At 52.2% G+C, this 11449-nt stretch carries 11 protein-coding genes; 7 read left to right on the top strand and 4 right to left on the bottom strand.

Features of this window, described 5'->3' with window-relative positions:
- The 3 genes from bamA to AC1HCM_RS04040 all read left to right on the top strand — a co-directional run.
- On the top strand, positions 1-2321 hold a 2321-nt coding region (bamA, locus tag AC1HCM_RS04050), incomplete at its 5' end, for an outer membrane protein assembly factor BamA (protein WP_479460499.1).
- Between the two features lie 13 nt (positions 2322-2334).
- Positions 2335-3147: a bifunctional hydroxymethylpyrimidine kinase/phosphomethylpyrimidine kinase gene (gene thiD / locus AC1HCM_RS04045; RefSeq protein ID WP_479460498.1), complete on the top strand. Its 813-nt coding sequence runs from the start codon at positions 2335-2337 to the stop codon at positions 3145-3147.
- Complete coding sequence (locus AC1HCM_RS04040; RefSeq protein ID WP_479460497.1) at positions 3129-3656, top strand: CPBP family glutamic-type intramembrane protease; 528 nt, start codon at positions 3129-3131, stop codon at positions 3654-3656. Before thiD ends, AC1HCM_RS04040 begins: the two co-directional genes overlap by 19 nt.
- On the opposite strand, the gene aroD is transcribed toward AC1HCM_RS04040, so the two are convergent.
- Together aroD and AC1HCM_RS04030 are read right to left on the bottom strand one after the other, a co-directional pair.
- Positions 3594-4250 carry a type I 3-dehydroquinate dehydratase gene (gene aroD / locus AC1HCM_RS04035; protein WP_479460496.1) on the bottom strand — a complete coding sequence of 219 codons (657 nt, stop codon included), beginning with the start codon at positions 4248-4250 and terminating at the stop codon, positions 3594-3596. The genes AC1HCM_RS04040 and aroD overlap by 63 nt on opposite strands.
- Entirely contained in the window at positions 4225-5370 is a 1146-nt protein-coding gene (locus AC1HCM_RS04030; protein WP_479460495.1) for an MFS transporter, read from the bottom strand. The genes aroD and AC1HCM_RS04030 overlap by 26 nt, the downstream gene beginning before the upstream one ends.
- A 48-nt stretch (positions 5371-5418) precedes the next feature.
- Between AC1HCM_RS04030 and flhA the strand changes: the two genes are divergently transcribed.
- Genes flhA through AC1HCM_RS04010 form a run of 4 tightly spaced genes read left to right on the top strand, consistent with a single transcriptional unit; the run spans position 5419 to position 10099 of the window.
- On the top strand, positions 5419-7467 hold the full coding sequence (gene flhA / locus AC1HCM_RS04025) for a flagellar biosynthesis protein FlhA (RefSeq protein WP_479460494.1): 2049 nt from the start codon (positions 5419-5421) through the stop codon (positions 7465-7467).
- Positions 7457-8593, top strand: a complete 1137-nt coding sequence (flhF, locus tag AC1HCM_RS04020; protein WP_479460493.1) for a flagellar biosynthesis protein FlhF — start codon at positions 7457-7459, stop codon at positions 8591-8593. Before flhA ends, flhF begins: the two co-directional genes overlap by 11 nt.
- On the top strand, positions 8556-9392 hold the full coding sequence (locus AC1HCM_RS04015) for a MinD/ParA family protein (protein WP_479460492.1): 837 nt from the start codon (positions 8556-8558) through the stop codon (positions 9390-9392). The genes flhF and AC1HCM_RS04015 overlap by 38 nt, the downstream gene beginning before the upstream one ends.
- The gene (locus tag AC1HCM_RS04010) at positions 9389-10099 is read left to right on the top strand and encodes a sigma-70 family RNA polymerase sigma factor (protein ID WP_479460491.1); all 711 of its coding nucleotides are present in this window, start codon (positions 9389-9391) and stop codon (positions 10097-10099) included. The genes AC1HCM_RS04015 and AC1HCM_RS04010 overlap by 4 nt, the downstream gene beginning before the upstream one ends.
- Here the strand turns inward: AC1HCM_RS04010 and trmD are convergent.
- Both trmD and AC1HCM_RS04000 read right to left on the bottom strand, forming a co-directional pair.
- On the bottom strand, positions 10083-10841 hold the full coding sequence (gene trmD / locus AC1HCM_RS04005; protein ID WP_479460490.1) for a tRNA (guanosine(37)-N1)-methyltransferase TrmD: 759 nt from the start codon (positions 10839-10841) through the stop codon (positions 10083-10085). The two genes, AC1HCM_RS04010 and trmD, sit on opposite strands and share 17 nt — an antisense overlap.
- A partial coding sequence (locus tag AC1HCM_RS04000) for a tyrosine-type recombinase/integrase (protein WP_479460489.1) occupies positions 10841-11449 on the bottom strand: 609 nt, incomplete at its 5' end. The genes trmD and AC1HCM_RS04000, both read right to left, overlap by 1 nt.

Here is an 11449-nt window from a genome sequence, read left to right as displayed (position 1 = left end):
TCCTCTTCTTCCTATCACTTCTGATAACCCTTACTCTGTCCTTTGCCCTGACCGTATCAAAGATAGAGATAAGAGGCAACAGGTACGTTCCCGATGAGCTTATAAAGGAGCTCCTCGTCACAAAGGAGGGGGCGGAGTTCTCAATAGACAAGGTCAGGGAGGACATAAGGAGGCTCTTCAGGACCGGGTTCTTCAGGAAGATAGAGGTTCACGAGTTCAAAGAGGGAGATAAAGTAAGGCTCCTTTACGTTGTTGAGGACCTTCCCGTGATCTACAAGATTGAGTTTGAGGGAAATGAGGAGCTGGACGATGAGGACCTCGCTGATAAGCTCGGTGTTGAAACGGAGGTGGGCAAGTTAGACGTAAACGAGCTCATACAGGGATATACCTCAAGCCCGGCTATTGAAGAGAGGCTTGAGATACACAGGAAGATAAAGCTCGGAAGGGTTCTGTCGGAAAAGGATATAAAGTTCCTGATTGATAGGATAAAGGAGATATACAGGGAGGAGGGATACCCCGATGTAGAGGTAAGCTACGAGATAGTTCCCAAGAAGGGTGCTTCCAAGCTCGTCTTTCACATAAAGGAGAAGGAGAAGGAGTACGTAGTTGATATAGTCTTCAAGGGGAACAAAACCTTCTCCGACGGAGACCTTAAGGACCTCATGCAGACCCAGGACAGAAACATATTCATCTTCAGGCTCAAGCCCCCCTTCAGTGAGGAGGTTCTAAAGGAGGATATAGAGAGGATAAGGGAGTTCTACAAGTCGGAGGGGTTCTTGGAGGTTGAGGTTGATTACAAGGTTGAGAAGAAGGATGGCAGGCGCGACATATACATATTCATAGAGGAGGGACCCCGTTACAGGCTAAAGGAGCTCAGGATAAAGGGAAACACCCTTTACGCCTACAGGGAGCTTGTTGGAAATGTGCTTGAGAAGAACAGGAGGAAGGGAGGCTTTTATCGGGTAAGGGTCGTTGACGATATAAAGAGGAACATAAGGGACAGGTATGCGGAGATAGGCTTTGCAAACGTCCTGATAGAGGAAGACAGGAAGATAGATGCCAAGAAGAAGGAGGTCAGCGTAACGCTCAAGCTTCACGAAGGCAAACCCGTGTATGTGAGGAAGGTAAAGATAAAGGGGAACTACGAGACGAGGGACTACGTGATAAGGAGGGAGCTGAGGGTTCAGGAGCAGGAGCTCGCCATAAAGGGAGGGATAAAGCGCTCAAGGAGCAGGATACTTAACCTCGGCTACTACGAGGACGTCCAGATACAGCCCTTCCCCGCCGGGGAGGACAAGTGGGACCTTTTGGTGAAGATAAGGGAGAGGTTCACGGGGCAGTTCTCGGTGGGTCTCTCTTACAACGAGGTGACAAAGCTGGCAGGCTTTATCTCCCTCAGGAAGGGGAACTTCCTCGGGACGGGAGATATACTCGGGCTCTCGGTGAGCTACGGTTCCCAGTACAGGGACAACTCTATCTCTTACACCGACAAGTGGTTCCTTGGAAAACCCGTTGACCTCACCTGGTCGCTCTTTGACAGGAGGATAGAGTACACAACCTACACCGTGGAGAGACAAGGGATAAGCGCTACCTTCTCAAAGGAGTTCTGGGAGTACTGGAGGTGGGCTCTGGGCTTGAGCTTCCAGAGGATAAAGTACTCGGATATTGACCCCACCGCCTCAACCTTTGTGAAGGAGCAGGAGGGGAGGAGAGAGTCAAGGAAGTTCATATTTTCCCTGTCAAGGGATACGAGGGATTACTTCCTCTTCCCAACCGAAGGTTCATATGCGAGCTTGAGCTATACGGTGGCGGTTCCAGTCTTAGGCGGGACGGAGAAGTTCCACAGGGTTGAGCTCACGGGTTCAAAGTTTTTCAAAGACACCTACTTTGACACGGGCTTCGTCCTGTCCACTAAGGGAACGGTTGGCTTCGTTCGGCCTTACGGTGGTAAGGAGGTTCCCCTTGACGAGAGGTTCTTCGTGGGGGGTGACTTCACTATAAGGGGTTACGACTACGGTATGGCGGGCGTCGTTGACCAGAACTACGACCCGATAGGCTCAACCAAGGAGCTGATACTGAACTTTGAACTCAACTACAAGCTCCACGAGATGGTCTATGTCGGAGCCTTCTACGATACAGGTCTCGGAGCTGACAGCTGGAAGGACTTTGACCCAAAGAACTGGAGGGGAGGCTACGGCATAGGGGTAAGGTTCATAACCCCTATGGCTCCCATAAGGCTTGACTGGGCTTTCAAGACAAAGAAGGTCCCCGGTGATACCTCTAACTCAAGGGTTCACTTCGTTATAGGTGGCTTCTTCTGAGTATATTAATCTCATGAGCGTTCCCATAGCCCTCACAATAGCAGGCTCAGACCCGAGCGGTGGAGCTGGCATTCAGGCTGACATAAAGACCTTCACAGCCCTCGGCGTTTACGGAATGAGCGTAATAACTTCCCTCACGGTTCAGAACACCGAAGGTGTCCTCTACAGGAAGGACCTGCCTGCGCAGGTTGTTTACGACCAGATAAGGGCTGTCCTTGAGGATATAGGGGTTGATGCTGTCAAGACGGGTATGCTCGCCGACGCTGATACAGTCGGGGCTGTTGCAAGAGCTCTCAGGGAGTTCAGTGTCCAGAGATTGGTGATAGATACGGTTCTGAGCTCAAAGGGTGGAAAGGAGCTCCTGAGCAGGGAAGGGTTGAGAGTGCTCGTTAGGGAGCTCTTCCCCCTCGCTCTTCTGATAACCCCCAACGTTCCGGAGGCTGAGGTCCTCTGTGGGGAGAGGATAAGGAAGCTGAGGGAGGTGGAGCTGTGCGCGAAGAAGCTTCTCTCCATGGGTCCGAGGGCTGTCCTCATAAAGGGAGGACACTTAGAAGGGAGCAAGTCTATAGATGTTCTGTACACTGGAGGGGAGGAGCTTCACTACTTCGTTGGTGACAGGGTCAGGACGAAGAATACCCACGGGACAGGCTGTACCCTTTCCGCAGCCATAACCGCCTACCTCGCAAGGGGACTTGACCTACACGAATCCATCAGCAAAGCTAAGGAGTATGTTCAGGGAGCTATAGAGAACTCCCTCAGTATCGGGAAGGGTAGCGGTCCCCTAAACCATATGTGGTGTTTGAAGGGATGCGACAGCGAGCCATAGCCTACACGGGGCTTCTCCTCCTCTTAGTCCTCGCCAAGTTCCTCCCCAAAGCTGAGTTTCTCGTTCCCATTTATATGCTCTTTCCCCTTCTCTTTCTATCCGACAGGGAGCTTGGGTTCAAAGATTACGGGAAGGGTGTCCTCTACGGCTCTCCCCTCCTGCCCCTTTTGCTCTTACTTCCGCCCGACCTCTCCTGCCTGGCCTGGGTTCTGAACCAGCTCGGCATCGCCACCGCTGAGGAGGTCTTCTTCAGAGCTTACCTGATGGGGTCCTTTGGCAACCTTACGGTCTCCTTTCTCTTCTCCTTAGCTCACCTGGTAAGCTTCCCTACCCTGAACTCCCTCCTCGTCTTCTTTCCCTCCTTAGCCTTCGGCTACGTTTATGTTAGGAGTGGCTCAATCTTAGCTCCCATCCTCCTTCACTTCAGCTCCAATCTCCTCTACCACTCATTCATAGAGAAGTTTCCTCAGCTTAACCACCTCCTCCAGCGGCAGCTGACCGGGGGCTAAGCTCTCACCGAGGGAGGCGTAGGTGATAACTGAGCCGAAGATAAAGCCCGCTATGCGGGAAACCCTGCCCCTGTCCCCCATCGCTATCAGGATCTTTTCGTACTTCTCTTGGTTGCCCACGCACAGGAGCCTTGCCACATCCTCGTAGGAGTTAGCCTTCACCGCCACCTTGGGAATTCCCCCGTAGCGGTGCCCCTCCCTGATTATCTCCCTTATCACCCAGTTGGGAGGTGTCATCTCAAAGTTGTGGAAGGAGAGTATCATCTTCCCTCCGCCTCTCTCAACAGCGTTCCTCACGAAGATAATTAGCTCCCTCTCAGAGAGCTCAACATCGGTGTAGTCGGAGAGGGGGGCGACCTTCTCAAATATCTCCCTCCTGTTGGAGACCTCCCTTCCTCCCTCGGAGGGAATCCTGACCGTGAGAATGGTGCCAAGCCCCACATCCTTAGCCTGCTCTAAAAGCTCGGTCACGTACTGAACTTCCGTCCTGCTGAACTGGTCTACCCTGAGCTCTACAAGGTCCGCCCCCTTATCCCTTGCCTCCTTCACCCTGTCGCTGAAGTCCCTGTCAGTCAGGGGAACCGCTATGAGCATGGGAGATATTATACCTTTTGGAGAGAAGGTAGATAGCCATCCCCAAGAGTGGGAGTAGGGACATCATCCCCGCGGATAGCCTGAAGTTGTCTCCAGTTAAGAGCAAAAGGAGGCTCCAGAGCATGAGCCCGGTGGTTGAAGCCACCCTTTCGGTCAGCGACAGGAAGGAGAGCCTCAGGGAAGCCTCCCCTTCGGGAAAGCGGTTTAGGATGAGAACCCTTGACAGGGTCCAGAGGTGGGACAGGAGAACACCGGCTAAGAGTCCCCAAAGGATGATGAGCTCCCGAGGGGCAATCGGAAGGGTTATCAGAAACAGGGTCCAGAGCAGAAAGCCAACGGGGAAAACCCTCTCAACCCCGAGCCTGTCACTGAGGTTTCCCCAAAGCAGCCCTCCCAGAACACCTCCGAGGGCGGAGGTCCCTATTACCCTGTATATCTCAACCCTATCAAGGGAGTACACCTCCCTGAGGTATATCCCCATCATAGCTATCAGGGTATTAGCTACCTCCGTTAGGCTAAGCACGGAGAGGATTAGAAGGATAAAGCCCCTGTCTCTGAAGACCTCAGATATACTCACCTTTCCCCTCTGGGGAGGGTTCTCCAAGCCCACGACAGCCGGCACGAGGAAGAGGAAGAATAGAGAGCTGACGAGGAAGTAAACCTCCGGTTCTTTCAGCCTCTCAGCGAGAAAGAGGAGGGCGAAGGCTGAGCCAAGATAGCCGAAGGCTACCCCCATACCAGAGGTAGCTCCCCTTGAGCCGAAGCCAAGGAGCAGGGAGTTGTAAAAGACGAAAGCCTGCTGGTGGGCTACAGCCATGAGGAGGAAGCTCAGAAGGGCGAGGTAAGGGTAGGCGTGCAGGAACCCTATGGAGAGGCAGAGAAGAGAGACGAGGAGTCCGAAGGATGTAAAGAGGGGCTTTCGCAGTGCTCTTCTGTCGGCATACCTCCCAAGGTGGAGGGCTATAAAGAAGGAGAGAAGGAAGGAGAGCCCATAGAGGAAGCTGTAGAGCTTTGGGTCTATGTACTTGGTTATATACAGGGGGAAGAAGGTGGAGAAGACGAGGGCACCCAGTATGGTCTCGCCCGTATCAAAGAGGGCGAAGTATAGACTCTTAAGCATCCTTCTTGCGTGCTCGGATAAAGCCACCTATACTAAAAAGTGTAATTAATGAAGTACAGAGAAGCCTGGATAATCTTAGCCTTCGCAATAATCCTCTCCGCGATAATAATCCCAATTCCTGCCTTCATCCTTGATGTCCTCCTGGCTACGAGCATAACCTTCGCTCTCGCCGTTCTCATCCTTACCTTCTTCGTGAAAACCCCCCTTGAGATATCCTCCTTCCCCACGATACTCCTCATAGGAACTTTGCTCAGGCTATCTCTCAACATCGCGGCGGCGAGGAGGATACTGCTCTACGGGCACGAGGGCACGGACGCTGCAGGTCACATAATTGAAGGCTTCGGAAAGTTCGTCGTCGGTGGGGATGTGGTCGTCGGACTCATAGTTTTTCTAATATTCATAGTCATAAACTTCATAGTCATAACGAGGGGAGCGGAGCGCATATCGGAGGTTGCCGCAAGGTTCACCCTTGACGCCATGCCCGGTAAGCAGATGAGCATAGACGCAGACCTGAACGCCGGACTGATAACGGAAGAGGAGGCAAAGCAGAGGAGACAGCAGCTTGAGAGGGAGGCTTCCTTCTACGGCGCCATGGACGGTGCGAGCAAGTTCATAAGGGGTGATGCGATAGCAGCCCTCCTGATACTCTTCCTCAGCCTTATAGGGGGCTTGATAGTCGGTCTTGTGTTCAAGGGGATGGACTTCATGGACGCCCTCAACACCTACACCCTCCTCACGGTTGGAGAGGGTCTCGCCTCCCAGATTCCAGCTCTCATACTCTCAACCTCCGCAGGATTGATAACCACCAAGAGCTCCTCAACCGAAGAGGTGGGTAGTGCGATAGCCCAAGAGTTCTCAAAGGAGCCAAAGGCTCTGCTCTTCTCCTCAGCCCTCCTCCTATTTATAGGGCTCATACCCGGACTCCCAAAGATACCCTTCTTCCTCATGGCTGGAGTTTTGGGCGGTCTTTACTATCTGCTCAATAGGAGCCTCAAGGAGAAGCAGATTAGGGAGCTTGAGAGGATGGTCAAGGAGCAGAAGGAAGAGGAGGCAAAGAGGAAGGAGGAGACGGAGGAGGAGCTCCTTCCCCAGCCGGACCCGATAACCATGGAGGTGGGTTACGGTCTTATACCCTACGTTGATGAGAGCCAGGGAGGTGAGGTCCCCCAGAGGATAAGGACCATGAGGAAGCAGATAGCCCAGGAGTACGGTGTTATAGTCCCCTTAGTTCACATAAGGGACAACCTGAAGCTCCAGCCCAATCAGTACAGGATACTGATAAAGGGTATAGAGGTGGACTCCTACGAGATAATGCCCGGCTACTACCTAGCGGTTGACCTCGGGACCACGAGGGGACCCCTTGAGGGTATAGAGACAAAGGAGCCTTCCTTCGGTATGAAGGCGTACTGGATATCTGAGAGCAAGAAGGATGAGGCTCAGAAGAAGGGGTACATGGTGGTTGACATAAGCACGGTGATAATCACCCACCTCTCGGAGGTGATAAAGAGAAACCTTCACGAGCTCCTCGGAAGGAACGAGGTTATAGAGCTCATTGACAGGCTCGCAAAGAAGTATCCCAAAGTTGTCCAGGACATAGTCCCCGAACAGGTCCCTATATCCGTCGTTCACAGAGTGCTCCAGAACTTGCTCAGGGAAGGAATTCCGGTCAACGACCTGCTAACCATCCTTGAGACCCTCGCCGACTACATTGACCAAACGAGGGACCCCGACGTTCTCACCGAGTACGTGAGACAGAACCTCTCAAAGAGGATAACGAGAATGTACATGACGGACGGAGTTCTCTACGCCTTAGCCCTGTCGCCAAAGGTTGAGGCTAAGCTCGTGCATCTGATAAACGAGAACAGGGAGGATGAGTTCATAGACCTCATGCTGAACAAGCTGTACAGAAAGATAGCCAAGGAGATTGAGAAGTTCGTCCAGTTTCAGGCACAGCCCGTCCTACTGACCTCCGCAAACATCAGGCGCTACGTGAGGAAAGCCCTTGAGCCCTACCTACCCCAGCTTGCCGTCCTGTCCTATAATGAACTTGAAAAACAGGTTAATATGAAGATATTAGGTTTGATAGATGAGGACTGAGAAGATAATAGTGAGCTCCTTGCAGGAGGCGGTGGAGGAGTTAAAGAGAACCTACGGGGATAACGCGGTAGTTCTGTCCTCGCGGATAGTGAAAAGGAGGCGGTGGAGCTTCATCCCCTTCTTCAAATCAACCCTCCTTGAGGTTACGGTAGGGATTCCGAGTGAGGAGGGAGAGTTCCAGAAGGAGTTTGAGGAAAAGGTCAAGGTCTATGAAGAGCTGGAGAGATTGAAAACAACCCTAAACGAGGTTATGAAGACGGTCCGCACCCAGGATGAGAAGGAGGTGCAGGGCGAAAAGGAGGAGGGTTTTTCCCTTCGGGCACAGAGGGTTCTGTCCCGCATGACCTATAAAGGAGTTAGAAAGGAGATAGCCAAGAAGCTGATAGAGGAAGCCTGCGGTTACGACATTGAGCTGGGAAAGCTGGACTTCAAAGATGAGGTGCACGGCTCCCTGATAGAGAGCCTTAAGAGGAACATAGTGATAGAGGGAGAGAGGATATTTGAGGACACGCCAAAGGTGATGGTTCTGATAGGACCTACCGGTGTGGGTAAGACAACAACCATAGCGAAGCTGTCCTATCTCTTCAAGAGGGCTGGGAAGAGACCGGGGGTAATAACCCTTGATAGCTACAGGGTTGGAGCGGTTGAACAGCTGAGGGCGTTCATAAACATAATGGAGCTCCCCTTCAGGGTTGCAGACACGCCCGAGGAGTTCCTCAAGGCTATTGACGAGATGGAAGGCAGGGACATAGTCCTCGTTGACACCGCAGGCAGGAGCCAGCACGACAGGATGAGGCTGAACGAGCTGAGGCTCTTCTTAGAGAATGCGGACACCCACATCTACCTTACTCTCAGTGCCAACCTCTCGGAGCTCGTCATGTACGAGGTGATAATGCAGTTCGGCATGTTTCCCATAAAGGGGCTCATATTCTCCAAGCTGGATGAGACATCCTACCCCGGAAACGTCATAAATGTAGCCTACAGGACTAAGCTTCCCGTTCTGTGCTTTACCACAGGACAGACAGTTCCCGATGACATAGTCATGGCAGATTACGAGTATTTGGCGAAATTGATATTAGAGGAAAGGCATGAGCTTGAATCAGCAGGCAACTCACCTGAGGCATAGGGAAGGTGCCCAAACGGGTACCAAGTACATCGCCATAGCGAGCGGGAAGGGTGGTGTCGGGAAAACCATCCTCTCCCTGAGCATAGGCAGGTGCCTTTCCGATAGCGGAAAGAGGGTTCTCATAGTTGATGCGGACTTTGGTCTGAGCAACGTACATCTCATGCTGGGGATAACACCCCAGAAGAACTTAGCCCACTTCTTTTACGGCGATGCATCCTTTGAGGAGGTTATAGTCAGGATAGGGGACAACTTCTCCTTCATCTCAAGCGGTAACGGCATATACGAGCTTGCCAAACTACCCAAGGAGCAGGTGGTGAACCTCGTCAGGAGACTGCAGGAGCTTGCGGAAGATAACTACGACTACGTCGTCTTTGATACGCCCCCCGGAATACACGATGACACCATAGCGGTGGTCTCCTCCGCCGACTTTCCGGTCGTGATAACTACACCAGAGCCAACGGCGGTTGCGGACGCCTACGCCCTGATAAAGATAATCAACAGGGAGAACGAAACAGAAGACTTCTACCTCGTGGTGAACAAAGTTGAGAGTGACAAGGAGGGGAACAAGGTATATGAGAGCATAAGGCTTCTTACCGAGAGGTACACCACCGCAAAGCTGAGCCACGTGGGGAACATAAAGCACAGGAAGAACCTAATAAGGAAGATAATAGAGCAGGACCCCTTTGAGAGCGGCTTTATGGAGGATGCGTATAATATTCTCTCCAAAATGAGCCCCGACGTTTCTCCCAGGAGGAGGAGCTTCTGGGACAGCGTTGTGGCAAGGTTGCTTGGGAGATGAAAAACAACCCGTACACCTTTGAGGAGAAGGAAAGAGAGGAGCTAATACTCCAGTATCTCCCCCTCGTAAAGAGCATAGCCTTTACCATAAAGAGGCACGTACCGCCTACGATAGACGTAAGGGACCTCATAGGTCACGGGATAATAGGGTTGATTAAAGCCCTTGAACGCCTTGATGCCCAGAAGAACCCCGAGAGCTACCTGAAGATAAGGATAAGGGGAGCTATGTATGACTACCTGAGGAGCCTTGACTTTGGTAGCAGGAGGATAAGGGAGAAGGAGAGGAGGATAAAGGAAGCTCTAAAGGAGCTCACAGAAGAGCTCGGTAGAGAGCCCACCGATGAGGAGATAGCCGACTACCTCGGTGAGGACCTTCAAGCCCTCCAGCACGACCTGAGCAGAATATCCTTTTCCTACATACTCAACCTTGATGACATTTTCACCGAGGAGAGGAGGAGCTACGAGGAGGTGATAGGCTCAAAGAAGACCGACGTTGAAGAGGAGATAATAAGGAAGGACCTCGTGGAGAAGCTCAGGGATGCCGTAGAGAAGCTTGATGAAAGGGAGAAGCTCGTTGTCCAGCTCGTATTCTATGAAGAGCTTCCCCTGAAGGAGATCGCCCAGATACTCGGCTGCTCAATATCAAGGGTTTCCCAGATAAAGGGAGAAGCCATAGAGAAGCTCAGGAAGCTCATGAAAGACCTTTGAGCCTGAGCCACTCCTCAAAGCTGACCCCCTCTTTTATGCTTCTGATTATCTCCTCCTCCTCGGGGGTGAGATCCTCAGGAACGAGGTCCAGTCTCTTCCTGAGGGTGTTCTCTATCCGGTGCCAGAGCTTCCACAGCTCTATGAGCCTGTGATTTCCCGAAAGCAGAACTTCTGGGACCTCCATGCCCCTGAATACCCGCGGTCGGGTGTAAACGGGGTAGCCGAGCCACCTGCCCCGGTAGGAGTCCTCCTCCAAGCTCTGGGGTTCGCTCAGGACGCCGGGCAGGAGCCGGGCGCTTCCATCAACGAGGGTGAGGGCAACGAGCTCACCCCCGCTCAGGATGATGTCTCCGAGAGATACCTCCTCATCAACTATGGACTTAACCCTCTCATCAACTCCCTCATACCTGCCGCATATGACCATAACCTTTTCCTTCCGGATAAGCTCTTCAAGGAATCTCTGGTCAATCTTTCTTCCCCAGGGCTCGGTTATCAGGACGTAGGGCTTCCCGTGCTTCTTAACAATACTCTCGTAGGCTGCAAATATTGGCTCTGGCTTTAGTACCATGCCCGGAAAACCGCCGTAGGCGGTATCATCCACCTGCCCCTTAGGAGCGAAGCTCCTTATATCAACAGCCTCAACCCTCAGCTTTCCCTTCTTTATTGCCTGACGGACGATCCCGTAGCGGGTGTAGCACTCAACTATATCGGGGAATATGGTGAGTATGTAAAACTCAAGCATCAGTCAAGCAAAAAGCTCCTGACGAGCTCCTCCGCCCTCCTCTGGCTGAACTTATAGTAAGTCTCTATCGTTGTCTTTATATTTGAGTGTCCAGCAAACTCCTTCACTACCTCAACGGGAAAGCCGCTGTTGACGAGGTTGGTTATGTAGGTGTGTCTGAAGCTGTGGACGGAGAAGGGTATGCCGAGTCTCTTTGAGAGTCTGTCGGTGTAAACCTGGAGAACCCCTCTCTTGACTGAGAAGTTCTCCTCGTAGTTCTCAAGCCACTTCAAAAATCTCTCCGTTATCCTGTAGGTCTCCTCTCTGTCGGGGGCTATAAGGGGTGTGAGCCTGCCTTTGTTTCTTTTAGTCATGTGAGGTTCTAGCCTTATCCACAGCACCCCGCTCTTGTCCAGGTAGAAGTTTTCTCGCTGGAGCATCTCAAACTCCCCGAGCCTTATCCCGCTGTAAAGGAATAGCGAATATATCTTCTCGTACTTCTTTCCCCTCACCCTGCTGAATATCTTCTCAACCTCTTCTTTGGTGAGAGCCTTGGGGTAGGAGGGGGTCTTCCTCGCGTTGAGCTCCTCCCTTATCTCCTCTATAGCCTGCTCAATGTCGGTGTACTT

The sequence above is a fragment of the Hydrogenivirga sp. genome (assembly GCF_056450045.1).
This window is presented reverse-complemented; position numbering and strand designations above follow the sequence as displayed.

Bases quoted from the DNA above. Each gene is read 5' to 3' on its own strand.
- aroD (WP_479460496.1), bottom strand. From the start codon at position 4,250: ATGCTCATAGCGGTTCCCCTGACTGACAGGGACTTCAGCGACAGGGTG.
- AC1HCM_RS04015 (WP_479460492.1), top strand. From the start codon at position 8,556: ATGAGCTTGAATCAGCAGGCAACTCACCTGAGGCATAGGGAAGGTGCC.
- AC1HCM_RS04010 (WP_479460491.1), top strand. From the start codon at position 9,389: ATGAAAAACAACCCGTACACCTTTGAGGAGAAGGAAAGAGAGGAGCTA.
- flhA (WP_479460494.1), top strand. From the start codon at position 5,419: ATGAAGTACAGAGAAGCCTGGATAATCTTAGCCTTCGCAATAATCCTC.
- AC1HCM_RS04030 (WP_479460495.1), bottom strand. From the start codon at position 5,370: ATGCTTAAGAGTCTATACTTCGCCCTCTTTGATACGGGCGAGACCATA.
- flhF (WP_479460493.1), top strand. From the start codon at position 7,457: ATGAGGACTGAGAAGATAATAGTGAGCTCCTTGCAGGAGGCGGTGGAG.
- trmD (WP_479460490.1), bottom strand. From the start codon at position 10,841: ATGCTTGAGTTTTACATACTCACCATATTCCCCGATATAGTTGAGTGC.
- thiD (WP_479460498.1), top strand. From the start codon at position 2,335: ATGAGCGTTCCCATAGCCCTCACAATAGCAGGCTCAGACCCGAGCGGT.
- AC1HCM_RS04040 (WP_479460497.1), top strand. From the start codon at position 3,129: ATGCGACAGCGAGCCATAGCCTACACGGGGCTTCTCCTCCTCTTAGTC.